Consider the following 23737-nt stretch of genomic DNA (forward strand, 5'->3'; position numbering starts at 1 on the left):
CCGGCGCGGGCATTCCTCCGGCCCGTGTCCCCGTGGCAAAGTCCGCCTCATGACTCAGAGAATCGACAATCGGACGCGCCGCTCCAAGGCGGTCCACGATCCGGCCAAGCCCGTCTCCACCTTCACCGCTTTCGGCCTTGCGGCGGAGGCCGAACCGCTCGACCCCGGACTGCACGTGGTGGCGACCCCGATCGGCAACCTCAAGGACGTCTCGTTCCGTGCGCTGGCGACTTTGGCGGCGGCCGATACCGTGCTCGCCGAAGACACCCGCGTCACCCGCACCCTGCTGATGCATTACGGCATCACGACGCCGCTGGTCGCCTATCACGAGCATTCGAACGCGGCGGTGCGTGAGCGTATGATCGCACGGATGCAGAACGGCGAGGCCTTGGCCCTGGTCTCGGATGCCGGAACGCCGTTGGTCTCCGACCCCGGTTTCAAGCTCGTCCAGGCTGCGATCGAGGCGGGCATTGCGGTGACGCCTATCCCCGGTCCATCCGCGGTGATGACCGCCATCGTCGCGGCGGGCCTGCCCACCGACCGCTTCTTTTTCGAAGGCTTTCTGCCGCAGAAATCCGGTGCCCGGCGCAATCGCCTTGCGGCGCTCGGGCAGATCCCCGGAACGCTGGTCCTGTTCGAATCACCCCACCGCCTGCCCGAGATGCTGGTGGATGCCGCCGCGATCCTCGGAGGGAGCCGGCCCGCGGCGGTCGCCCGCGAACTCACCAAGCTCTACGAGACGATCCGGCGTGGCACCCTCGCGACCCTGGCCGATACCTTTACCGAGGAGGGGGCTCCCAAGGGCGAGGTGGTGGTGGTGATCGGGACCAACCCGGAAGAACCGCCGGAGGAGGAGGTCGAGGCCGGTCTCGATGCGGCGATCGAAGCGGCGCTGTCCCGCCACTCGATCAAGGACGCCGCCGCCCTCGTGGCCGATGCCACCGGCCAGCCCCGTCGCGTGGTCTATGCCCGCGCCCTCGTCCTCGCCCGGCGCACCGATGCCGATGTCTAGGCTCGTCGACGCCAAAGAGCGGCGGCGCGCCACCTACCTGCGCGGCCATTCGGGCGAGACCCTCGCGCTCCTCGCCATGATGATGAGGGGGTATCGCCCGCTCGCCCGGCGCTTCAGCGCGAGCGGCGGGGAGATCGATCTGATCCTGCGCCGGGGCGACACGATCGCTTTCGTGGAGGTGAAGGCGAGAGCCACCCTCGACGCGGCCCGGACCGCCATCGATGCGAAGAAGCGCGCCCGTTTTTCGCGCGCGGTGCGCGCCTGGATGGCGCGCAATCCGCGCTATGCCACCATGACGTTGCGTGCGGATGCTGTCTTCGTGGCACCGCGCACTTGGCCGCGCCACCTGCCCGATGCCTTCGCGATCGAGGGCATGTGAGGCGGCGCGACGGCCGTTCCGCACATCGTAAGGTGGCCGCTTACTTCCTCGCTGCGGCGAGGGCGGCGATCAGCGTGCGCTTGAGATCCGCCTGGCTGAACGGCTTCTGCACCACGGGACGGTCGCGGAACGGCTCGCGGATTCCCGCGCCGCCATACCCCGTCGAGAACACGATGGGCAGGTTGCGCTCCGTGATCGCCTCGGCCACCGGATAGATGGGTTCGCCGGCGACGTTCACGTCGAGGATGGCGACCTCGAAGGTCTCGCTCCGTGCCATTTCCAGGGCCGTCGCGAGACGCGCCGCGGGCCCGACGACGGTGCACCCGAAATCGAGCAGCATGTCTTCGAGCAGCATGGAAATGGCGGCTTCGTCCTCCACCACCAGAACCCTGGCGCCGTCGAGGAGAGTGTCGTTCTGTTCAGCACTCACGCTGGGGATTCTTCCCTTCGATTCGTTCCGGCCTGGAACGGTGCCGTCATCCGGAGCCTTACAGGCTTGCCATCCGTGAGGTTGGCGAGAATGACGTTTAGCGCCTGCGGCAACGGTCGAGCCGTCGCCCGTTCCGCTTGGCGTGTCAAGGCGCAGAAAGTGGCCGCGGAGGTTCAGGATCGGGTTAATGTTATCGGACGATACATTTTCACGCAGATCGGCGGGACCTGTTGCGCCCGGAGCGACGAACCGGCGCGGTGCCCTGGCACTCCTTGTCAGCTGGGCCGTCGCGGCGGGCACCTCCGCCCGGGCGGAGCGACCCCTCGTCGTGGCCTCGAAGAGCGACACCGAAGGCGCGCTCACGGGGGCGATGATCGCCCTCGTGCTGGAGCATCTCGGCGTGCCGGTGGTCCGCAAGCTCGGCCTCGGCCCCACCCTGATCGTCCGCGAGGCCCTCCTCTCCGGCGAGGTCGATATCTACCCGGAATACACCGGCAACGGCGCGTTCTTCACCGGCACCGAGACCGATCCCGCCTGGAAGATCCCGCAGGAGGCCTACGAGACCATCCGGCGCAAGGACGCCGAACGGGGGTTGGTCTGGCTCGCCAGGGCGCCCGCCAACAACACCTGGCTCATTGCCCTCAACGGGGATTTCGCACGGACGCGGCATCTGGCCACGATGGCGGATTTCGCCAGGGCCGCCAATGACGGCCTCATCCTGCTGGCGGCCTCCACCGAGTTCGTGGAGAGCCCGGCGGCTTTGCCGTCCTTCGAGGCGGCCTACGGCTTCGGCCTGCCCCTCGACCGCATCGTCAGCCTGCCCGGCGGCGACACGGCGGTGACGGCCAGGGCCGCGGCGCAGCGGATCAGCGGGGTCAATGCGGGCATGGTCTATGGCACCGACGGGGCGCTCGCCGCCCTCGATCTCGTGGTCATGAGCGATCCCAAGGCGGCCCAGATCGTCTACGAGGTCGCCCCGGTGATCCGCGCCTCCGCGCTGGAGCGCTACCCGGCCATCGGTCCGGCCTTGGCGCGGGTCTTCGCCGGCCTCGATGCACCGACCCTGCGCGGCCTCAACGGGCGAATCACCGTGGACGGCGAGGTCGCGGATCGGGTCGCCCGGCGCTACCTCAACGAGCGCGGACTGATCGGGTGAGAGCGCCATCGCCACCCGCTTTCATGCGCCATGCGACGGGCCATCGAGCGCCATGGGCCGGGCTTTTCGCGGCCGGACTTCTCGTCGCGTCCCTCCATGGGATGGCGCTCCTCGACGTGGCTGCAAACCGCCTCCTGCCCGGCGATCCCGTCCGTGCGTCCGCGTTCCACGAATGGTCGATCGGCCTCGTCTCACTCCTGTCGCTGGCCGGCCTCGTCGTCGGCACGACACTGCCCCGGCGGACGGGCGGCCTTCTCGCCCTGGGATTTTTCCTGTCGGCCTGGGCCGTGTTCCTGCTCGGCCTCGGCGCGGAGGCGGCCCGGATCGTGTCCTCCATGCCGTCGGCCGCGAGAGCCAGCCTCGGCTCCGGCTTCTGGCTGGCCTCGTCCTGCCTCCTCGCGCTGGCCGGAGGCAGCATCGCACGGGTCCGACGCCGAGGGCTCGGCGTGCTCGCCATCCTCGCAGCCTCGGGATTCCTGGTCGCGGCCTGGCGCGGCGGCGGGTTGGACGGGCTGTCCCTGGCGGTGGAATATGCCGGGCGGCGGGAGGCGGTGCACGAGGCCATCGCCGAGCACCTGCTCCTGGCGGGGGGAGCGATCGCCCTCGCCATCCCGGCGGCCGTGCTCCTCTCTCTCTGGCGCTCCGCGCAGGGGCTCGTCGGGCTCCTCGTCAGCGGCGTGCAGGTGATCCCCGCCGTCGCCCTGCTGGGCGCCCTCGTGGCTCTCGTCGGCGGAGTGCTGCGCGCCGTGCCGGCGATGCGCGATCTCGGCCTCTCGGCCCTCGGTCCGTGGCCCGCGCTCCTCGGCATCGCCGCCTACCTGCTGCTGCCCCTCTGGCGCGGGATCGGCACGGCCCTGCGCGCCGCCGATCCCGCCGCCATCGATGCCGCCGAGGCCATGGGTCTGACGAAGGCCCAGATCCTGGCCCGAGTGACGCTGCCCCTCGGCGCGCCGATGCTCGTGGGCGCCCTGCGGGTCGCGGCGGTGCAGAGCCTCGGCCTCGCGACGTTGGGCGCCCTCATCGGAGCGGGCGGCCTCGGGCGGATCGTCTTCGACGGTATGGCTCAATTCGCCCCGGACCTGATCCTGCTGGGCGCCATCCCCATCATCCTCCTGTCCCTGGCAGCGGAAGGGTCGCTGAGCGCCGTCGAGGCCTCCTGCCGGGCACGGTGGCGCGCATGAGGCCCGGCCTGCGCACCGCCCTCGCCACCGGTCTCGTCGGGGCGGCCCTCGCCGCCATGAGCCATCCGACCGTGGCGGCCTGGATCGTCTCGGGCCTCGGGGAGGCGCCGCGACGCGGCTTGAGCGCGGAGCGCCTGCTGGCCCTGGCAACGCATCACCTCGCCCTCGCCGGGACCGGGCTCGCCCTGGTGGCGTTGCTCGGCCTCGGCCTCGGCATCCTCGCCACGCGCGCCGGCGCGGCGTCCCTGCGCGGCGGCATCGACGGCATCGCGGCCGCCGCGCAGGCGGTGCCGCCGGTGGTGATGGTGGCCCTGGCCCTGCCCATCCTCGGCTTCGGCGGTCCGCCGACCCTGCTGGCGCTCGTCGCCTACGGCATCATGCCGGTCCTGCGCGGCACGGTGGGTGCGCTGGAAGCGGTCTCGCCCGAGGCACGCGAGGCGGCGCAAGCCCTGGGGTTCACCCGCCTCCAGATCCTCTTGCTCGTGGAACTGCCCCTGGCGATGCCGGGCCTCGTCGATGCCCTGCGCACGGCCCTCGTCCTCGCCATCGCCACCACGGCGGTGGGCGCGCTCGCGGGGGCCTCCACCCTCGGCACGCCCATCGTCGCCGGGCTGCAGAACCAGAACGTCCTGCCGATGCTCCAGGGCGCGCTCGCCACCGCCGCCCTGGCCTTCCTCGGCGACGCGGGCATGCTGGCGCTGGCGAGCATCGGCTCGGCGGACCGGGCGCGGCGATGAGCGGGTTTCGCAAAGGCGGTGACCGATTTTGCGATCTGAAATCGGCGACGAGTTGGAGCCTGTTTGAGTTGTTTGTCCAACGCATTAACCTCATCCTGAGGTGCCGCGCAGCGGCCTCGAAGGAGGGCTCCAGAACCCGCTGCGCGAACTGGAGCCCTCCTTCGAGGCCTCCGCTCCGCTTCGGCACCTCAGGATGAGGTGGTCGGCTGGGGCGATCGGTGCGGTCGTTTCCTGGCCTGTTCGAACGTCACGAGGCGGCATGACAAACCCGACGGCGCAGGACATCGCGGCATTGCGGAGCGAGTGGATCACCGGAGGCCGGCTGGTCGTCGGCGACGATCCCTCTCCATCGGACCATGAAGCGGTCTACCGATGGGTCTTGGACTTCATCGACGGCGGCGCTGACGACCCCGATTACAGCACCGTCCTCGGCCTGATCTATCATAGCCTGAACTTCGACATCCCGTTCAGCGCGACGAAGTCGGTGCGGGACGATCTGATGCACATGGCACGGAGAAAACTCGAAGATCCGCAGTGGCGCAAACAAACGATCTAGCCGACAGGATGTGAGACTTTCTCGGTATCCGCGGCGACGCGAGCCTGCTCGGCGTTGGCACGTGATTGGCCGGACGGCGTGAACGGCCACCGAGGGCGCGTCGGGCCGGTGCCGTTGGCGGAACATCGTCCGGGGCGACCGGATGCGGCGCTCGCCTGTCGTCGACCAGAACGGCATGACGAGGCCGTGTCCATCCCGGGTGGTCTTGAGACGGGACGGTTCGTGGAAGCCGGTGCGTAAAATCAGACGTTCGAGGGGACAACGATCCCTGTTGTCCCTCGCGCGCGAGACGTCTGGCACGGCCCCTCGCGCGTTCTACAGCAAACCGCTCTAGGCGGATGTCAGCGGCATCGAGAGATGTCTGCCAAAGCGTGAACCTGCGCACCTCCGAAGACGACCTGTTGCCGCAACGGCGGTTGCGCCAGGGCGTAAATCAGTCGCGGCTCGGCGGGCATGCTGGCCGCATCGAGGGCGGCACGGTGCTGGGGTTCCAGTACGAGTCCGAGGGACGCCACATTGTCGGCGACCTGTGCCGCGCGGCTGACGCCCATCAGGGTCGAGGCCACGCCCGGTTTGCCCACGACCCAAGCGAGCGCGACACGGGCCGGCGATTGTCCGATCGCGTCGGCCACGCGGCGGACGGCCTCCACGATATCCCAGTTGCGCGGCGTGAACAGGCGGTCGCCGAACGGATTCGCGCCGTCGAGGCGCTTGTCGTCGGCCGGGCGCGCCTCACCGGCCTGCGCCGCGTCTTTCGGCAGGCCACCCGCGAGTGGGCCGGCCGCCTCCACGGTGGCGCGGTCGTACTTGCCCGTGAGCAACCCGTAGGCGAGAGGTGACCAAGGCACCATGCCCATGCTGAATTCAGCCGCGAGCGGGATGTGCTCGTCCTCCACCTCCCGATTGACGAGCGAGTAGAAATACTGGAGCGCGACCGGACCCCGCAGACCGCGCGAGGCGGCGAGGGTCGCGAGCTTGGCGGCATACCAGGCCGGTGTGTTCGACAGACCCCAGTAGCGAACCTTGCCCGCACGAACGAGGCCGACCATCGTTTCGAGGAGTTCTTCCGCCGGCGTGATCCCGTCCCAGACGTGAAGCCAGTACAGGTCGATGTAGTCCGTTCCCAGGCGGCGCAGCGAACCGTCGATCGCCGCGTGGACGTGCTTGGCGCCGCAACCACCCGCGTGCGGTCCACTCCCGGTGGCGAAACCCGATTTGGTGGCGAGGACGAGCCGGTCGCGCAGGCCGCGTTCGGCGACGAAACGACCGACCATCGTCTCGCTGCCGCCACTCGCGTAGACGTCGGCCGTATCGACGAAGTTGCCGCCACGCTCGACATAGGCATCGAACACCGCGCGACTGCCGGCCTCGTCGAGCCCCCAGCGCGCCGTGCCGAACGTCATGGTGCCCAAGGCCAGGGGGCTCACCGCGAGTCCCGAGCGGCCCAGCGTCCGATAATGCGTCAAATCCATTGTTGAGCCTCGCTAATGATCCGGCGGATGGTAGCGATACCGCCCCCAGGCGATTAGCCGTTGCCGGCGGCAAGGGTCTGTGAATGGAATGCAGCAATGCGGCGTGGCGCACTCGACGATCTCGCGGCCTTCGCGGCGGTGGCACGGACCCGCAGCTTCACGCGGGCCGCGGCCGAACTCGGCCTGTCGCCGTCGGCCCTCAGCCATGCGATGCGAGGCTTGGAGACGCGTCTGGGTGTGCGCCTGCTCGCGCGCACGACGCGTAGCGTCGCCCCGACGCCAGCCGGCGAGCGACTGTTGCGCTCGCTCGGCCCGGCGTTGGAAGAGGTCGAGCGTGGCCTCGCGGCGTTGGCCGATTGGCGCGACGCGCCGTCCGGCACCCTCCGGTTGACGACGTTCGCCTACGCCGCCCGCACCATCCTCGAGCCGACCCTGCCACGGTTCCTGCTCGAACACCCGGCGGTCTCGGTCGAGGTCGTGATCGACGATCGCCTCGCCGACGTCGTCACGGCCGGCTTCGATGCCGGCATACGCTTCGGCGACACGGTGGAGCAGGACATGGTGGCGGTCCGCGTCGGACCGGACCTGCGCACGGTCGTCGTCGGCACGCCAGGCTATTTCGCCCACCATCCTCGGCCGGCGACCCCAAGCGACCTGGAGGCCCATAACTGCGTGAACTACCGCCTGATCGGTGGCGGCGGCCTCCTGCCCTGGGAGTTCACCGACACAGACAAGGGCCGCGAGATACGGGTGCGCGCGGGCGGACAGCTCATCGTCAATGACGGCCCCCTCGCGGCTGCGGCGGTGCGCGCGGGGGCGGGGCTCGGCTACATGTTGGAGGACGAGGTCGCAGCCGATCTCGCGGCCGGAACGTTGGTTCAGGTGCTCGACGCGTGGTGCCCGCCCTTCTCGGGCTGTCACCTCTATTATCCCAACAGGCAGGTCACGCCAGCGCTCCGCGCTCTGATCGACGCCTTGCGATGGGTGAGACCGTGACCCCTATGGGTCGACGGCGCCCCAACCATCGATCCCACGCCGCAACAGGTCTCACTCGTCCTTGAACACCACCTTGGCGCCGCGCTCGATGCGGGTGGCGAGGTCGCGGGCGTCCCAGTTGGTCAGGCGGATGCAGCCGTGGGATTCGGTCTTGCCCACCTTCTCCGGCTCGGGCGTGCCGTGGATGCCGTAGGACGGGATCGACAGGTCGATCCAGACGATGCCGACCGGGTTGTTCGGGCCGGGGCGGATCGAGAAGGTCTTCTTCGTCTTCACGCCCTTGAACGCGTATTTGGGGTTGTAGGTGTAGACCGGCGCGAAGGCGACGCCCTTCACCTTGGCCTCGCCGGAGGGAGCGGGCTTCTCCGCGCTGCCGATGGAAGCGGGGTAATAGGCCCGCAGGGTGCCGTCCTCGCCGAAGCCACGGACATGGCGGGTGACCTTGTCGACCTCGACCCGCACGATGTCCTTCTTGGGGGTGTCATCCTTCTTGGAAGTATCAGCTTTCTTGGGCGCATCTTCGCCCTTGGTCGCATCGTCCTTCTTCGACGTCTCCGTGCCCTTCTCAGCGTCCGGCTTGTCCTCGGATTTGCTGGCGGACTTGCCCTCGGACTTGCCCTCGGATTTGCCCTCGGATTTGTTCTTCGGCTTCGCCTCGTCCTTCGCCGGCTTGCCGGTCTCCAGGGGCGGGACCGCCGCCACGGTGATGGTGGTGCCGGCCTTGTCGAGGGCGGCGTCCGGGTTCAGGGCGGTGAGGAGGTCGCGCGACATGTGAAAGCGCTCGGCCAGCATTTCGCGCGGATTGGTGTAGCTCATCGCCTCGAGATCGGCCTGCTCCTCCATCTTGGCGGGGATTTTCTCCGCGAAGGTGCCGGCCGCGTCGGACTCGGTGATCGTGTAGGGGACCACCACCGGGTCGGCGCTCGATGCGGCGAGCTTGTCGAAGAGCTCCTGGTTCAGGGTCTGGCTCGCAGGCAGCCCCTGCGCCACCGCGTAGGCCGACAGGGCGTTGCGCATGTTCTCGCCGTCGCGGCCGTCGATGGCGCCGGGGGAGAAATGCGCCCGGTCGAGGAGCACCTGGACCTTCACCAGAAGCGGCTGGGGCCGTTTGTCCTTCGCGCTCGTGCGGGCCTTCTTGTCGCCCGCCTTGTCGCCGCTCTCCGACCCCGTGAAGGTCGCGCCGTTGATCTCCTCGACGGTCAGGGCCTCCCCGGGTGTGGTCTTGCCCGCGTCGGAGGACGTGGTTCCTGCCGGCTTCGCCTCTAGTGCCGCCGGTGTCGCCAGGCAGACGAGGGCCATGAGCGCGACGGCGCTCGGCAGGGGCAGATGGGCCATTTCAGGGTCAACTTTCGCCGGGGGATCGACAGGTGCGCTCCTTAAAGCCGGCGCGCCCCTTCGGCGTTCCACATCTCCTACTGGCAGAGACGATGTCCCGCGTTCCTCTCGCGCTCGTCGAGATGGAGGTGGTTGCCGTGGGCCGCATCCGACCCCGGTCCGAGCACGGTGCGGAAGAAGCCGCAGGCCTTGGCCCGGATGGCGGCCTGGAACGTCGCCTCCGATGCGTCGTCGAGACCGGCGCCGACCTTGATCGGTGCACGCCCGTCGAAACCATAGCCCATGATATCGACGCCGTTGGCGAAGCTGTGCTCGCTGAGCTTGGCTTCGGGATCGTGGTTCTGGCCGCGGCACTCGTAGGAGGTGCCGATGGACAGGCTCCTGAGGGGGGCCTTCAGGATGCGCTCGGAGGCTTCCTGCGCCTCCGTCGCCAGGCGCGCCAGGGCCTCGGCCGTGTTGCAGACCAGGGTCGCGGGAGGCGTGAGCGCCACGTCGCCGGAGAGGCGGGTGAGCTTCAGCGGCTTCTCGGCGCCGCATTGGCCGTTCGAGATCGGCGGCAGCGCCTCGAAGGTCGCCCCCAGGCGCTCCAGGCGCTTGCGGCAGGCGGTGTCGTCGAGGGGGGCGACCGTCAGGGTGAGGGCGGGCGATGTGGTCGGCGGCGTCGAAAGATCGGCCGGGCGCGGGGGCGGCGGCGGCATCTCGGCAGCCGGACCCGTCTCCGGCGCGGCCGGGGGAGGGGGCGTCAGTTCGGCCGGGCGTTCGGGCGGGGCCGGAGCGTCCGGGAGCGGCGGAACCGTCGCGGGTGTCGGCGCCGGTTCGGGCTTTAGCTCGGCGGGCCGGGCCGGGGGCTCGGGCATCGAAGCGGGCGGAGGGGCCGACTTTTCCTCGGCGGCCAGGGCCGGAAGCGACAGCGCTGAGACGCCCGCCGCGAGGCAGAGAGCGAGGATTCGAACCGTCCCCCGCCATCTACGGGCTTCGCCGATCTGCGCGACGGGCTTCCTCTCTTGGAAGGAGAGGGTTGGGGAGAGGTGCGTGGACTCTCCGAAAAGGTCGCACACCTCACCCTGTCCCTCTCCTTCCAGGAGAGGGGACCCGAGCGGCCCGCGAGATCTGCGACTATCGTCGTTCTGCCGGGCAGACGCAGAGATGCGAGCGAGGGCGGCCTTCATGTCGTCCTCGATCCCATCGTCACCGTTGCGTCAGAGCAGGACCGGCCCCGCCACGGGGCCGGTCCGGAGACGCGGTTGTCAGCCTTCCGAGCGGGCGGCGAGCCGGCTCGCGCCGTAGGACAGGATCCCGGCGATGGCGAACAGGGCGACGAAGGTCTTCACGGTGGCGGTGAACAGCGCCGGCTCGATGCCGGTATCGGTGTAGAGCAGGAGGCCGATGGCGGAGATCGGCAGGAGCAGGACGATCAGGACGGGACCCAGCGGGTTCATGGCGTACTCGCGTATGTCGGGACCGGGGTTCGGCCCTTCTCTCTGTAAAGCGGCCCCGGTCATAGCATTGCTCAGCGCCCGAGGGGACACCCCGGACGCAACAAAATTCACAGGGATCGGACGGTCACGCCGGGATGCGGACGGTGGCGCGCAATCCCCCCAGCGGACTGTCGTGAAGGGCGACGTCGCCGCCATGGGCGCGGGCGATGTCGCGGGCGATGGCGAGGCCGAGGCCCGATCCGCCGGCATCCTGGCGCGCATCGTCGAGGCGGACGAAGGGCTTGAACACCTCCTCGCGGCTCTCGACGGCGATGCCCGGACCGTCGTCGTCGATGCAGACGAGGAAGGACCGCGCCTCCGTGCGGCCCCGGATCGCCACCGTCTCGCCGTAGCGGGCGGCGTTGGCGGCGAGGTTGAACAGGCAGCGGCGGAACGCGTCCGGCCGCAGCGTCACCATGGCGCGGCCGTCGAACTTCACCTCGGCCACGTGGGCGCCGAGGCGCTCCACGTCGGTGCGCAGATCCTCCAGCATCGCCCGCATGTCGGTGGGCACGGCGGCCTCGCCGGAATCGCCCCGCGCGAAGGCGAGGTAGGCCTCCAGCATCCGGCTCATCTCGTCGACGTCGCGCTGGAGGTCTTCCACCTCCGACGTCTGCTCCACCAGGGCGAGCGACAGCTTGAACCGGGTGATGATGGTGCGCAGGTCGTGGCTGACGCCGTTGAGCATGGTCGTGCGCTGTTCCATCGCCCGCTCGATGCGCCGCTTCATCTCGATGAAGGCGTGGCCGGCCTGGCGCACCTCGCGGGCGCCGCGCGGCCGGAACTCGATCTCGCGGCCCTTGCCGAAACTCTCCGCCACGTCGGCCAGCCGGAGGATCGGCTTGATCTGGTTGCGCAGGAACAGGATCGCCACGCCGAGGAGCACCAGGGACGAACCGCTCATCCACAGCAGGAAAATGTGCGAGTTCGAGGCGTAGGCCATGCTCCGCCGCGCGGTCACCCGCAGCACCCCGTCCGGGATCTCGACGCGGATCTCGATGAGGCTGGACCGGCCCACCGTGTCGATCCAGAACGGCCGGCCGATCTGCTTGGCGAGTTCCTCGGAGAGCGTCTCGTCGAGGATGGAGAAGAACGGCCGCGGCCCCGGCAGGGGGAGCTTGGCGCCTTTCAGGATGTCGAGATCGAGGTTCAGCCGCGTGCCGGCGATGCGGGTGAGGGTGTCGGCGTCCTTGTCCTGGGGGTAGCTCTCGTAGACGTCGATCATCGCCGCCACGTCGGCGGTGACGGCCGCCGAGAGGCGGCGGGTCACGAGTTGCCAGTGCCGCTCCATGAAGGTGTAGGCGATGACCGATTGCAGCAGCACCACCGGGGCGATGATGATGATGAGCGAGCGCGCATAGAGCCCCTTCGGCAGGGCGTTGCCGATGGCGCGCGCGAGCCTCTTCCATATCCGGCGCGGATGCGGCCTCGCGCGCCAGGCGGCGGCGGTGCTGGTTCTGATCCGCGACAGGTTCAGGCCGGCGAGGGCCATGGCGGGTCCCGTCTAATCGATCGCGAGGCGGTAGCCGATGCCGCGGACCGTCTGGAGGAAGAGGGGATTGCCCGGATCGACCTCGGTCTTGCGGCGCAGGCGGTTGATCTGCACGTCGATGGTGCGCTCGGCGGCGAGCCCGCCATTCCCGGCCAGCACGTCGCGGTCGACATTGCCGCCCTTGGCCTCGGCCAGGATCGTCAGGATCTCGCGCTCGCGGTCGGTGATGCGGATGGTCTCCTCGTCGCGGCGCAACTCGCCCCGGTCGATGCGGTAGGAGAACGGCCCGAACGTCACCGTGGCGATGGTGCGGTCGGAGGGCGGAGCGCCGTCCGGGCGGCGCTTGATGATGTTGTTGAGGCGCAGGATCAGCTCGCGCGGCTCGAAGGGCTTGGGCAGGTAATCGTCGGCCCCGATCTCGAGCCCCATCACCCGGTCGTTGGGGTTGGAACGGGCGGTGAGCATCAGGATCGGCACCCGCGAGGTCTCGCGCACCTGCCGGGCGTAATCGAACCCGTTCTCCCCCGGCATCATCACGTCGAGGACGAGGGCGTCGAAGACGAAGCTCTGTGCCCGCTGCCGGGCCTCCTCGACATTCCCGGCCGCCGTGACCCGGAACCCCTGCTCGTAGAGATAGCGCGACAGTAGCTCGCGCACCCGGCGGTCGTCGTCCACCACGAGGATGTGGGGGGCGTGGTCGGGAAGCTCGGCGCGGATTCTCGGCTCCGGCGACGCCATGTCAGCGACGGCTCCGGGCGCGGCGCGCCATGAGGCTGGTCACCGCCGCGCGCTCCTCGGGTTCGATCATCGCCATGAGAAATCCCTGTGCCGCGGCAAATCCGTTTCCGTCCCGGGCGCCCGTCGGTTCGTCCGCCACCGGATCGGCGATGGCGCGGGCGACCCGCCGCACCTGGACCCGCGTCAGCTCCGCCGTGAGCGTCGCGCCCGTCTCCGAACAATAGAGCAGCCTCTGGCGGCGGTCGCTCCGGCCGGTCTTCTGCACGATGTGGCCCTGTTCGATCAAATCCTTGAGAACCCGGTTCAGACTCTGCTTCGTGATCCGTAGGATGTCGAGGAGTTCGGCGATGGTCAGGCCAGGATAGTGATAGACGAAATGGAGCACCCTGTGGTGCGCCCGCCCGAAGCCGTATTCGGCCAGCATCCGGTCCGGGTCGCCGACGAAGTCGCGATAGGCGAAGAATAGCAATTCGACGAGATCGTTGGTGATGCCGTTGTCGGATGTGGGCACGCCTTCGGGCGCGAGACCTGAATCCGCCGGCCCGTCATCCTCCTCGGACAGGGATAGGGGGGCCGGGCCCGTTGCCAGGGTGGATTGGCGCGTCACGTCCGGCGACATCCTCAATATACGTCAGTGTTGTTGACATATCTCAGGGGCGTTGATACCCGTCAAGCCTTACCGGGGCCGGCTCGCCGTAACGGCCGTCTTGCGGACCTCCGTCCTCGCGGATACTGCGCGGGGCATTGCCTGGCCATCGCGCCAACCCGATCGATCGACCCCGCAGGCGCCCCGATGCGAGCCCGCGGTTTCAAGGAATTCGTCATGTCCGTGATCCCGTTCGACGAACGCGAGGGCACCATCTGGTTCGATGGGGTGCTGGTGCCGTGGCGCGAGGCCAAGATCCACGTGCTCAGCCACGGCCTGCATTACGGCTCGGCGGTGTTCGAGGGCGAGCGCGCCTATGGCGGACGGATCTTCAAGAGCCACGAGCATGCCGAGCGCCTGCTCCGCTCGGCGCAGTACCTCGATTTCACGATTCCCTACGGCGTCGCCGAGATCGAGGCGGCCAAGGAACTCGTGCTCAAGACCAGCGGCCTCACCGACGCCTACCTGCGTCCCGTGGCCTGGCGCGGTTCGGAGATGATGGGCGTCTCGGCCCAGAACAATACCATCCACCTCGCCGTCGCCGCCTGGGAATGGCCGAGCTATTTCGATCCCGAGACCAAGATGAAGGGCATCCGCCTCGACATGGCCGATTATCGCCGGCCCGATCCGCGGACGATCCCCTCCGCCTCGAAGGCGGCCGGTCTCTACATGATCTGCACGATCTCGAAGCACCGGGCCGAGAACAAGGGCTATGCCGATGCCCTGATGCTCGATTGGGAGGATTACGTCGCCGAATGCACCGGCGCGAACATCTTCTTCATCCAGGACGGCGTGGTCCACACCCCGCTCGCCGACCGCTTCCTCAACGGCATCACCCGCCAGACCGTCATCGACCTCGCCCGCCGGCGCGGCTTCGAGGTGATCGAGCGGCGGATCAGGCCCGAGGAGATGGAGGGCTTCTCCGAGTGCTTCATCACCGGCTCCGCCGCGGAAGTGACGCCGGTCTCCGAGATCGGCCCCTACCGCTTCACCCCGGCCGCCATGACCAAGACGCTCATGGACGATTACACCGCTGAGGTTCAGCCGAAGGCGGTGGCGGCGTAGTTCGGGCCGCTCTTCGCGCGGCCACGTCGTGGGCGATCGCGAGGACGAGGCGCGAACGACGCCTTGCCCTCGCTCACCGGGGACTCACATCGAGTTGGTCCTTCGTGACGAGGCGTCGCCGTCCATGACGCAAGCGGACGCGATGGACGGTCCCGGCGTCGAAGCCTGTTGCTTTCAATAGGCTGTCTGATCGCATCTCTCGGTGGATGATCCTGCCGATGTCGATCATCCAAGCAGATTTCCTCATCCTGAGATGAAGCTTAGGAAAAACAGCTCGAACGGGCCCTAAGCCGCGTCTCCGTATCGCGCCAGGTCTTCCGGACGCGGGACCTGACCGCTGCGGTTCTTCACGGCCGGACGATCGGCGACCTTGCCGCGCCAGGCGTGAAGAGCGGCGAGTTCCGGGGCGATGGGCAGTGCGACGATGTCGGCGAACATCAGGCCGGCGAACAAGGTGATGTCGGCCATCGAGAAGTGCTCTCCCGCAAGGTACGGCTGGTTGGCCAGCACGCCGTTGAAATAGGGCATGTTGGCCACGGCATAGGCGCCCCGCCTCTGGCCCCATTCCTTCGCCCCGCTCCAATCCGGCATCCGCCATGGCCGCAGCGCGCCTCCGAGGCCGGGGGTGCCGTAATGGAAATAATCGTCGACGGCGTCGATCAGCATCATCTCGGCGCGCCGCTGCATCATGTGGATGACGCCCTTCTCACGCGGTGTCCTGCCGGTGAGGGTCGGGTCGCCATCGAGGGTGTCGAAATATTCGGTGATCGCCGTCGATTCGCTGATGATCGTCCCGTCGTCGAGTTCGAGGACCGGGACCTTACCGATCGGGTTCATCGCCAGGAAGGCCGGCTGCTTCTGCTCGGCGGCCATGAGATCGACGCTGACGAACTCGACCCTTTCCTCGAGCCCCTTCTCGCCCAGAACGATGCGGATTCGTGCGGGGTGCGGACCCGCCTCCCGGTCGTAGATCTTCATCGCGGATGTCCCCTATCTGCCAGTTGGTAGATATATCAACCAGATCGGAATCGACGCGTCAACGTCTATCTGCCATGTGACAGGCGGCAGGTTCGAGGGCTCCGGCGAAGGTACCAGGATGAGTGAGAGCACCAGGGAGCTGATCCTGAGCGCCGCCAGGCTGACCGCGCAGGCGCGCGGCTATGGCGGCCTGAATTTTCGCGATCTCGCCGAGGAGGTGGGCATCAGGGCGGCGAGCATCCATTACTATTTCCCCGGCAAGGCCGCCCTGGGTGCGGCGGTGGCCGGGCGCTACCGGGAGGATGCGGCGGCGGCGCTCGAAACCATGGCGGACGAATTCCCGAACCCCCTCGACTGTCTGCGGCGCTACCCCGACACGTTCCGCGCTGCGCTCCAGAACGACAACCGGATGTGCCTCGCCAGCATGATGGCCGCCGAACACGACGACCTGCCGGAGGAGGTGAGGGCCGAGGTGCGGGCCTTCGCCGAGGTCAACGTGGCATGGATCGGCCGACGGCTCTCCGCCGCCTCCCTGGTCACGGTGGAGGACAGCACGCCGAGGGCATGGGCTATCTTCGCGGCCATCGTCGGCGCGCAGCTCCTGGCGAGAAGCCGGTCGGACATCGCCGTCTACGATTCGGCGATCGACACCTACCGGAAGGCGGGACTTTTGCCTGACTAAGACCGGACCTCGATAAGCCTGACTCGTCGAGGTCTCCCCGCGCGACGGCGCGGCGGCGGTCGTCCGCCGGACGTCACTGCCCCTGACGGATGGATCAGAGTCGGTGAGACTCAGTCCCGGCCCGGACCGACATTGTCGGCGGCGAAAGCATCCCGGACGCCGAGGGGTTTCGGCCGCCCCTCTGTGCTGTCGCGGGCGGTCTGGCGTTCCATCTCCGAGTTGATCTCGGCGCCGAGCAGGACGACCACGATCGACAGCCACATCCACGACATCAGGCCGATGCCGGCGCCGAGCGACCCGTAGATGCGGTTGTAGCTGTCGAAGCTGGCGACGTACCAGGAGAAGATTCCGGAGGTGCAGACCCAGAGAAACGCCGCCAGTGCACTGCCCCAGCTCACCCAGCGCCATTTCGCCCGGCGCCGGCTCGGGCCGTAGCGATAGATCAACGACAGGCTGAAGCTCACCACGACCAGGATGACCGGCCACCGCGCCACGGACAGGATCGTGTCGGCCCATCCCTGGAACCCGAAGCGCTCCACGATCGCGGGAAGGACCACGACCACGCTGATCGTGAGGAGGAGAAACGCGGCCCCGCCGAGGGTGAACAGGAAGGTCGTCGCATAGAACCGGACGAGGGTCCGGTCCTCCCGCTCACGGTAGATGACGTTGAGGGCATCGAAGAGCGCGCTGACCCCGGAATTCGCGCTCCACAGGGCGATGAGCAGGCTGATCGTCGAGGTGAGACCGAGGGACCCCGTGCTGCGTTCGGCGATCCGCACCAGTTGTTCGGACAGGAGATCGAGGGCGGCGGCGGGGAGGATGTAGGTCAGGAGGCCGACATGCTGGCTGATCACGGCGGGATCGGAGAACACCCCGTAGATCGAGACCACGGCCACGAGGCCGGGAAACACCGCGAGCAGGGCGAAGAAGGCGACGCCGCCGGATGTAGTCAGCACGCGATCCTGCGGTAGAGCCCACAGGACGCGCCAGAGGATGTCCTTCCATCCCGCCTGCGGAATGTCGGAGGGACGGCTCGCATCGCGGCCCCTGTCCGGCTCCCGTGCCCGCCGCCGCGCCGTTTCGAGGGCCGCTTTATCCTGCGACCGCGTCCCCACCGAGCGCCAGTCGTCACCCTCGTCGACGTCCTGGGCCATGGCTGCGTCTCTCGTGAGGGCTGACACCCGTGATCGGGCTGCGGATCCACCTTATGGCATCGGCAGGGGCGGGTGTACGGATGAAGCGCCCAGTCGATCGATCCCTCGGGTCGGGAGAGGGGAGACGGCGCGGAACTCATCGGCGAGGCCCTCGTTATGAAGAGAACAATTCATGAACGAGGTTGCGCGATGACGAAGAAGCAGGCGACGGACGAGAACGAGAACGAGAACGAGAACCCGAAGACGGCCGGTGGCGACGCGTCGAACCGGATCAAGGATCCGAGCGAGTGGACCACGGGCGACGAGCCGATGACCGGCGCGCAGGCCTCCTACCTCAAGACCCTTTCGGAGGAGGCGAAGTCGCCGGACGCGTTCGAGCCCGATCTCGACAAGGCCGAGGCTTCCAAGCGCATCGACGCCCTTCGCAAGGAAGCCGGACGGGGCTGATCCGCCCTCATCCTCGGTTTCCGCTGCTCCCTGCGTGGAGAAGCGGGCGTTTTACGGGAAACGTTTAAACGGGCGGCAACGATTTCCGGCGTAGGACAACCTGCGCCGGCTTCGTCGAGGATAGCCCCACTTCCATGACGAACCGCGAGACAATTCGGGCGACGCAGCGGGATCGGGCTCGATCCCGTGTCCCGGGCCTCGCCGCGCGGTTCAAGCGGGACACGCGCGGCACGACCGCGATCGAATATACGCTGATCACCGGACTGATCTTCCTGGCGATCGTCACGGCTCTTCATCTCTATGCCGACAGCGTCGGCGCGATGTACAAATATATCGGTGACGCCATCGCCCGGAGCACGTGAGGCTTCGCGCGACGCTCAGCGCCGTGTCGGGCCGGGTTTGGCGGCGGGTTTCGCCTTCGACGGATCCATGGCCGTCAGGCCGTCGCGCCACAGGCTGTCGAACAGGCTCTGCATCGTCCGTGCGTTCTCCTGCTGGGCCTCCAGCCCGGACTGGAACATCTGCTGCAACAGGTCGAACGGGTTGAGGGGGGAGGCTTGCGCCGCTTCTGTGGTCCTTGTGCCCGAGCCGGGTTTGGAACCCGACGCAGCCTTCGAACTCGCGGATAGGCTGGGCTCCGGGAAGAAGCGCGCCGGCGGCAGGCTTCTCTGGGCCGGGGTTGCGCGGGAAGTCGTCACGTCCTTGGGCGCGGACAGCATCGAGCCGCCCGCCGCCATGAACGCGTTCATCATCTCCGTCCAATAGGGATGGGTCGGGATGCCGAAGGGGGAGGGTGGAGGCGCCGCCGGGGCCGGAGCCGCCTGGCCGGGGTTCATCATGACGTGGACGATCCCCGCCACCACCATCCCGGCCATGAGCGGCAGCATCTGCCGCAACGCCGGTGTCGCGACGCCGCTCGCCGCCGCGGCCTGCTGCAGCACGGCCTGCCCCAGATGCTGCGAGCCGAAGAGCTGGCGCATCATGGCGTCCATCTGCGGCTTGGCCTGCGTGGTGGCGGACGCGCTCGGGTCCATGAAGCTGAACATCTGGGTGAAGCCGGTGGGATCGGCGGCGGCGTTGCGCTGAAGGCCCAGCGTCAGGGCCGGCATCAGCGCTTCCATGGCCCGCCGGGTCTGGTCCGGCGACAGGCCGAATTGCTGGCCGAAACCGTTGGCGCCCATTCCGCCTTGCGCCTGCATGAGATCGAACAGGTTGAACATGGCGGAAGCCTTCTGAATCCCATCGCGGCCAGGCGGACATGCTTCAGCCCGCTGTCGAGGAGCGAACTCTGTCGCATCCCAGCGGCACTTACCAGCCCGGGATCATGCCCGTACCGGCACTAAACCAGTGCGTTCGGCCTCTCCGGGGCCGGAATATCGCCTCCGGCGGCATCCGCCTCGGCTTCCGATGCCATTTTCGGCGCGTGACCGGTCCGTTTCTCCAGTTGCGCCACCGTCCGGAAGGCCAGCGCGATCCCGATCGCCCCGAAGGCGACCGAGCCGAAGCCCACCCCGGCGATGATGCCCTTCGGGCCGTACAGATGGGCGCCGAGGAGGGCCGGCGGAACGGTCCCGATGGTCGCCCGGCCCCAGTTGAGGAAGGTCGACAGGAAGGGAAAGCCCAGATTGTTGAACGAGGCGTTGGCCAGAAACAGGAGGCCGGTGAAGAACCACACGCCCCCGCTCACGAGGCAGAAGAAGACGAAGAGCTCGGCGGCGGTGCCGGTCAGTTCGAACAGGCCCGTCAGCGGTCCACGAAAGACGATCAGGGCGGCCCAGACCACCACGACATAGGCCGCCGTCACCAGCGCCCCATCCCGCAGCACGCCGCGCATGCGGTCGAACCGGCCCGCTCCCCAGTTCTGCCCGAGGATGGGGCCGATGGAGCCGGACATGGCGAAGAGGCCGCCGAAGGCCACCGGGGTCAGCCGGTCGATCACTACGTTGCCGGCCACCGCGACGGCGCCGAACTTGGCCAGCGCATGGGCGATGAAGGCGCTCGCCACCGAGGGGGCGAGGTTGGTGAGCACGGCGGGCAGGGCGATCCTGAACACGGTGGGCGCGTCCGCGATCACGTCCGCCAATGTGGGGGCGGCCAGCATCCGGTGCTGGCGCACGCCCCACAGGCCGACGAGGGCGAAGGTCGCCCGCGCCACGCAGGTGGTGATCGCCGCCCCGTCGATCCCCAGACCCGCCGTGAAGATGAGGAGAGGGTCGAGACCGGCGGTGACGATGGCGCCGCCCAGCGTCACGTACATCGCCTGGCGCGCCGCGCCGACGGCGCGCAGCAGGCCCGAGAACATCATGCCCGGCCCCATGAGCATGTTCGAGGGCAGGGCGATCCAGAGGAATCGCTCGGCCACCGGAAGCGTCTCGGCATCGGCGCCGATCCAGGACAGGATGAGGGGCAGGAACGGCAGCATGGCGAGGACGAGGATGCCCGAGACGACGATGCCGTGGATCGAGGCCGAGGTGGCGAGCCGCCGCGCACCCGCTTCGTCGCCGGCCCCGATCGCCCGCGAGACCAGGGCCCCGGCGGCGATCATCAGGCCGATATTGATGGCGATGGCGAAGAACTGGACGATGGTGGCGAAACCCACCGCCGCCGTGAGCGTCGGGTCGCCGAGCTTGGAGACGTAGATCAGCGAGAGCAGGTCGACCACGAAGATCGCCATCAGGCCGATGGAGCCCGTGCCGGTCATCACCACCACGTGCCGCAGGATCGATCCCGTGACGAACCGTCCGGCCTCCTGTCGGACGGCGGGATGTCCCGCCGCCTTGCGGGTGTCAGGCATCCGACGGGGTGTCCTGGGGTTGCAGCGTGCGGGTCGCCGCCTCGCGCCGCTCGAGGCCGATGATGTCCCGCGTCTCGGTGCTCAGCGCGCGCGAGGGGCGCTTGGGTTCGGTGAGCGGTTCCGGCTTGATCTCGGGGCTGCCGCCCATGTAGCGCGATTCCTCCGGAAGGGCGCCCGCCTGCTGCAGGACGAGGCGGGCGACGTCGCGCTTGCGCACGTCCTGGGCCGTGGCGGCGGCGGCCTCCGCCGGGATGCCGAGCCCTTCCAGGGTGGCGCGGCCGAAGGCGATGGCCGATTCCACCGTCTCGCGCAGCTGGTAATCCACGTCCCGGTTCATCAGTTCCACCGCATGCATCCGGTCGTAGGCGCGCACATAGGTGCGCACCGCCGTGAATTCCTCGTGCACGATGTCGACGATCTTCAGGGCGGCCTGCGGGTCGTCGACGCAGATGCAGAGCAGTTCCGCCCGGCCCACTCCGGCGGCGCGCAGCACGTCGAGGCGGGTGCCGTCGCCGTAATAGATGCGGAAGCCGAAGCGCGAGGCACTGCGGATCTGCTCCACGTCCTTGTCGATCACCGTGACGCTGATCCCCTCGGCGAGCAGCACCTGGGTCAGGATCTGGCCGAAGCGGCCGAAGCCGACGACGAGGACGCGGGCCTCGGTGCTCTCGATCTGGTCGGGGGCATGCTCGGCCACCTCCGGTCGGTGGCGGGACAGGTAGCCGTCGAGGGCCTTGGCGGCGACGGGGCCGACCAGCATGGTGAGGGCGGCCAGCGCCACCGCGAAGCGCGTGGAGGGCTGGTCGATCAGGCCGAGTTCGGCGCCCGCCGGCAGCAGCACGAAGGCGAACTCGCCGGCCGGCGCGAGAATCGCGGCCCCGCGCACCGCGTCGAGCCAGGGCGAGCCGAACAGGCGGAACAGGCTGGCCACCAGCCCGACCTTGATGAGGATGGCCGCCGCCGTCGCCCCGAGCAGGGCGGGCCACGCGCTCTTGAGCAGGCCGCCGTCGATGGACATGCCCACGCTCATGAAGAACAGGCCGAGGAGCATGCCGCGGAACGGCTCGATATCGGCTTCGAGCTGGTGCCGGAAATTCGATTCGGCGAGCAGCACGCCGGCGAGGAAGGCGCCCATGGGCATCGACAGGCCGACATGCTCCATCAGCATCGCCGTGCCGAGCACCACGAGGAGGGCCGCTGCCGTCATCACCTCGCGCGCACCGCTGGCCGCGAGCAGGCTGAAGAACGGGTTGAGGCCGTAGCGGCCCACCAGAACCACGGCGAGGAGGGCGCCCCCCACCGTGGCGGTGGATTGAAGGGCCTGGCCGAGCCACGCGTCGTTGCCGCTGCTGCCGGTGGAGGCGAGGAGCGGCATCAGGGCGAGGATCGCCACGACGGAGATGTCCTGGAACAGGAGCACCGCGAAGGCGCGGCCGCCATAGGGCGTGCCGAGGTCTCCGCGCTCCTCGAGGAGCTGCAGCGCCACCGCCGTGGCCGACAGGGCGAGGGCGACGCCGATGATGAGACTCGCGGCCGGGGTGAGCCCGAACAGGGCACCGGCGCCGGCAAGCACAATGGTGCAGAGCAGCAGCTGCGTCGCACCGAGCCCGAAAATGTCGCGCCGCATCGAGATCAGCCGCGAAATCTCGAGTTCGAGGCCGACGATGAAGAGAAGGAGGACGACGCCGAGCTCCGCGACGCTCGCGGCGGTCTCCGGCTCGGCGATGAGCGAGAACCCGAAGGGGCCGATGACGACGCCCGCGACGAGATATCCGAGCACCGCGCTCTGGCCGATGAGACGGAAGATCGGCACGCCGATCACCGCCGCCGACAGGAAGGTCAGCACCGGCGGCAGGAAGCTCACATGGGTTGAGGCGCTCGCCATGTCGATCCGGTCTGTGAGGAGTGGGGTCGCCCGCGGCCGATGCCGTAGGCGCGTCGCCGTGCTCTCCTCTTAGACCAGGGGCACCGCCCCCGCCACGCCTGCATGGCGTGGACGGGCGGTGTCGGATCCATCACCGGTGCGGAGCGGCACGCGGTTCAGGCGAAGCGGCGCGTCACCTGGCGGACGGCGCGATGGGCCAGGATGATCTTCGTGGCGTCCGAAGGCGTAGGCGCGTCGTAGGCGTCGAGGACGTCCCAGCGGGTCAGGCCGATATCGTTCAATTCCCGCTCGGAAAGCGAGCCGAGCTCCACGAGGCCGCGCTCGTCGGCATCGTTACGCGAGAAAACGGAGGCGGCCTTGGTGAGGAGGCTGCCGACGAAGCGGGTGGCCCGTCCGACCTGTTCGGCTGCTGCGTCGCCCGGGGTCCAGTTGAGGGTGCTGTTCATGATCCTAGTGTCCAAGTTCTCGGCGCACGTTCACGATGAGGAAGGTGATGCACGACGAGGAAGGTGATGGGGGTGATGTGCGCCCCCTTCGCCGTGAATGACGTGCGATCGAACACTTAGCCTCAATAGACTTGCGGTGCCTGCAGGTCTGGTAGAACCGGACCACGGATAAACCTCAATCACCACCTGATTGACCAGTTTGGCGGCATGCCGAATTCGAAGTCATGCTCAATAATGCACGTTCCGCCATCTTGATCAGATCTTAACGATTCGGGACGGGCGTGCCTCCCGTCTCTCGTCCTGGCGGACCAGCAGGAACTGGGAGGCGTCGGCTTCGCCTGCGCCTGCATCCATCACGTCCTGCCGGATCAGGCCGATATCCTTCAATTCGCGATCGGTCATGACACTGAGCTTGCGCAGGACCCGCCGGTTGATCGCCTGGCGCGACAACTCGGCGGCCAGTCCGGCGAACAGCCGGGCGGCGGCGAGCGAGACGCGCCGAGCGAGGTCGCCCGTCCGCGTTGTGTTCCGCTGCTGCAGGATCGTAGTCATCGATGGGCCTTTCCTTCGCCGGCCTGCCGCGCGGGCCTGACGGCGTTTCGTCGGAGGGCAGGGATGGCCCCGTCCCGCTGGCGGAGACAGGGACAGTCCAGTACGCTTTGGCTGAATTGTCCGGGC

General features: G+C 68.5%; 26 protein-coding genes. 11 read left to right on the forward strand and 15 right to left on the reverse strand.

What is annotated here, in order from left to right:
* The first annotated feature begins 49 nt into the window (after positions 1–49).
* Entirely contained in the window at positions 50–1012 is a 963-nt protein-coding gene (rsmI, locus tag ASF34_RS13680) for a 16S rRNA (cytidine(1402)-2'-O)-methyltransferase (RefSeq protein ID WP_056161667.1), read from the forward strand.
* Entirely contained in the window at positions 1005–1391 is a 387-nt protein-coding gene (locus tag ASF34_RS13685) for a YraN family protein (RefSeq protein ID WP_056162071.1), read from the forward strand. Before rsmI ends, ASF34_RS13685 begins: the two co-directional genes overlap by 8 nt.
* Before the next feature lie 40 nt (positions 1392–1431).
* On the opposite strand, the gene ASF34_RS13690 is transcribed toward ASF34_RS13685, so the two are convergent.
* Complete coding sequence (locus tag ASF34_RS13690; protein WP_018045115.1) at positions 1432–1821, reverse strand: response regulator; 390 nt, start codon at positions 1819–1821, stop codon at positions 1432–1434.
* A 187-nt stretch (positions 1822–2008) separates the two neighbouring features.
* Between ASF34_RS13690 and ASF34_RS13695 the strand changes: the two genes are divergently transcribed.
* From ASF34_RS13695 to ASF34_RS13710, 4 genes are all read left to right on the forward strand, one after another.
* Positions 2009–2977 carry a glycine betaine ABC transporter substrate-binding protein gene (locus ASF34_RS13695; RefSeq protein ID WP_056161669.1) on the forward strand — a complete coding sequence of 323 codons (969 nt, stop codon included), beginning with the start codon at positions 2009–2011 and terminating at the stop codon, positions 2975–2977.
* 23 nt (positions 2978–3000) lie between these two features.
* Complete coding sequence (locus ASF34_RS13700; RefSeq protein ID WP_056161671.1) at positions 3001–4158, forward strand: ABC transporter permease subunit; 1158 nt, start codon at positions 3001–3003, stop codon at positions 4156–4158.
* Positions 4155–4895, forward strand: a complete 741-nt coding sequence (locus ASF34_RS13705) for an ABC transporter permease (RefSeq protein ID WP_056162073.1) — start codon at positions 4155–4157, stop codon at positions 4893–4895. Before ASF34_RS13700 ends, ASF34_RS13705 begins: the two co-directional genes overlap by 4 nt.
* A gap of 259 nt (positions 4896–5154) precedes the next feature.
* On the forward strand, positions 5155–5451 hold the full coding sequence (locus ASF34_RS13710) for a hypothetical protein (protein ID WP_056161673.1): 297 nt from the start codon (positions 5155–5157) through the stop codon (positions 5449–5451).
* A 341-nt stretch (positions 5452–5792) separates the two neighbouring features.
* Here ASF34_RS13710 and ASF34_RS13715 read toward each other — a convergent pair whose 3' ends face one another.
* Positions 5793–6923: an aldo/keto reductase gene (locus ASF34_RS13715; RefSeq protein WP_056161676.1), complete on the reverse strand. Its 1131-nt coding sequence runs from the start codon at positions 6921–6923 to the stop codon at positions 5793–5795.
* Positions 6924–7019: 96 nt separating this feature from the next.
* Here ASF34_RS13715 and ASF34_RS13720 point away from each other — a divergent pair, with 96 nt between their 5' ends.
* Positions 7020–7919: a LysR family transcriptional regulator gene (locus ASF34_RS13720; RefSeq protein ID WP_056161677.1), complete on the forward strand. Its 900-nt coding sequence runs from the start codon at positions 7020–7022 to the stop codon at positions 7917–7919.
* Positions 7920–7970: 51 nt separating this feature from the next.
* Here ASF34_RS13720 and ASF34_RS13725 read toward each other — a convergent pair whose 3' ends face one another.
* From ASF34_RS13725 to ASF34_RS13750, 6 genes are all read right to left on the reverse strand, one after another.
* Positions 7971–9254, reverse strand: coding sequence for a L,D-transpeptidase family protein (locus tag ASF34_RS13725; RefSeq protein ID WP_082494169.1), 1284 nt, complete (start codon positions 9252–9254; stop codon positions 7971–7973).
* Between the two features lie 77 nt (positions 9255–9331).
* A complete protein-coding gene (locus tag ASF34_RS13730) occupies positions 9332–10111 on the reverse strand; it encodes an extensin-like domain-containing protein (RefSeq protein WP_156465719.1) in 780 nt (259 codons plus the stop codon).
* A 390-nt stretch (positions 10112–10501) separates the two neighbouring features.
* Positions 10502–10693 carry a hypothetical protein gene (locus ASF34_RS13735; protein ID WP_018045106.1) on the reverse strand — a complete coding sequence of 64 codons (192 nt, stop codon included), beginning with the start codon at positions 10691–10693 and terminating at the stop codon, positions 10502–10504.
* Positions 10694–10817: 124 nt separating this feature from the next.
* Positions 10818–12224: an ATP-binding protein gene (locus ASF34_RS13740; RefSeq protein ID WP_082494170.1), complete on the reverse strand. Its 1407-nt coding sequence runs from the start codon at positions 12222–12224 to the stop codon at positions 10818–10820.
* 12 nt (positions 12225–12236) lie between these two features.
* A complete protein-coding gene (locus tag ASF34_RS13745; protein ID WP_018045104.1) occupies positions 12237–12962 on the reverse strand; it encodes a response regulator in 726 nt (241 codons plus the stop codon).
* 1 nt (position 12963) lies between these two features.
* Complete coding sequence (locus tag ASF34_RS13750; RefSeq protein ID WP_082494171.1) at positions 12964–13581, reverse strand: MarR family winged helix-turn-helix transcriptional regulator; 618 nt, start codon at positions 13579–13581, stop codon at positions 12964–12966.
* A 204-nt stretch (positions 13582–13785) separates the two neighbouring features.
* Between ASF34_RS13750 and ASF34_RS13755 the strand changes: the two genes are divergently transcribed.
* Complete coding sequence (locus tag ASF34_RS13755; protein ID WP_056140863.1) at positions 13786–14673, forward strand: branched-chain amino acid aminotransferase; 888 nt, start codon at positions 13786–13788, stop codon at positions 14671–14673.
* Between the two features lie 285 nt (positions 14674–14958).
* Here the strand turns inward: ASF34_RS13755 and ASF34_RS13760 are convergent, their stop codons facing one another.
* Positions 14959–15651: a glutathione S-transferase family protein gene (locus ASF34_RS13760; protein ID WP_056161680.1), complete on the reverse strand. Its 693-nt coding sequence runs from the start codon at positions 15649–15651 to the stop codon at positions 14959–14961.
* 118 nt (positions 15652–15769) lie between these two features.
* Here ASF34_RS13760 and ASF34_RS13765 point away from each other — a divergent pair, with 118 nt between their 5' ends.
* Entirely contained in the window at positions 15770–16333 is a 564-nt protein-coding gene (locus ASF34_RS13765) for a TetR/AcrR family transcriptional regulator (RefSeq protein WP_056161682.1), read from the forward strand.
* Positions 16334–16443: 110 nt separating this feature from the next.
* Here ASF34_RS13765 and ASF34_RS13770 read toward each other — a convergent pair whose 3' ends face one another.
* Positions 16444–17487: a YihY/virulence factor BrkB family protein gene (locus ASF34_RS13770; RefSeq protein WP_056161683.1), complete on the reverse strand. Its 1044-nt coding sequence runs from the start codon at positions 17485–17487 to the stop codon at positions 16444–16446.
* 189 nt (positions 17488–17676) lie between these two features.
* Here ASF34_RS13770 and ASF34_RS13775 point away from each other — a divergent pair, with 189 nt between their 5' ends.
* Both ASF34_RS13775 and ASF34_RS13780 read left to right on the forward strand, forming a co-directional pair.
* Positions 17677–17934: a DUF3072 domain-containing protein gene (locus ASF34_RS13775; protein ID WP_056161685.1), complete on the forward strand. Its 258-nt coding sequence runs from the start codon at positions 17677–17679 to the stop codon at positions 17932–17934.
* A gap of 134 nt (positions 17935–18068) precedes the next feature.
* Complete coding sequence (locus ASF34_RS13780; RefSeq protein WP_056161687.1) at positions 18069–18296, forward strand: Flp family type IVb pilin; 228 nt, start codon at positions 18069–18071, stop codon at positions 18294–18296.
* Between the two features lie 15 nt (positions 18297–18311).
* Here ASF34_RS13780 and ASF34_RS13785 read toward each other — a convergent pair whose 3' ends face one another.
* From ASF34_RS13785 to ASF34_RS13805, 5 genes are all read right to left on the reverse strand, one after another.
* Positions 18312–19154 carry a DUF937 domain-containing protein gene (locus tag ASF34_RS13785; protein WP_056161690.1) on the reverse strand — a complete coding sequence of 281 codons (843 nt, stop codon included), beginning with the start codon at positions 19152–19154 and terminating at the stop codon, positions 18312–18314.
* 119 nt (positions 19155–19273) lie between these two features.
* Entirely contained in the window at positions 19274–20728 is a 1455-nt protein-coding gene (locus tag ASF34_RS13790; RefSeq protein ID WP_018045095.1) for an MATE family efflux transporter, read from the reverse strand.
* On the reverse strand, positions 20721–22613 hold the full coding sequence (locus ASF34_RS13795; RefSeq protein WP_056161691.1) for a monovalent cation:proton antiporter-2 (CPA2) family protein: 1893 nt from the start codon (positions 22611–22613) through the stop codon (positions 20721–20723). The genes ASF34_RS13790 and ASF34_RS13795 overlap by 8 nt, the downstream gene beginning before the upstream one ends.
* 155 nt (positions 22614–22768) lie before the next feature.
* Complete coding sequence (locus ASF34_RS13800; protein WP_056161693.1) at positions 22769–23059, reverse strand: DUF1127 domain-containing protein; 291 nt, start codon at positions 23057–23059, stop codon at positions 22769–22771.
* Between the two features lie 255 nt (positions 23060–23314).
* Entirely contained in the window at positions 23315–23611 is a 297-nt protein-coding gene (locus ASF34_RS13805; RefSeq protein ID WP_056161695.1) for a DUF1127 domain-containing protein, read from the reverse strand.
* Positions 23612–23737: the final 126 nt, after the last annotated feature.

This window comes from Methylobacterium sp. Leaf106 (assembly GCF_001422895.1).
Lineage (GTDB): Bacteria > Pseudomonadota > Alphaproteobacteria > Rhizobiales > Beijerinckiaceae > Methylobacterium > Methylobacterium bullatum.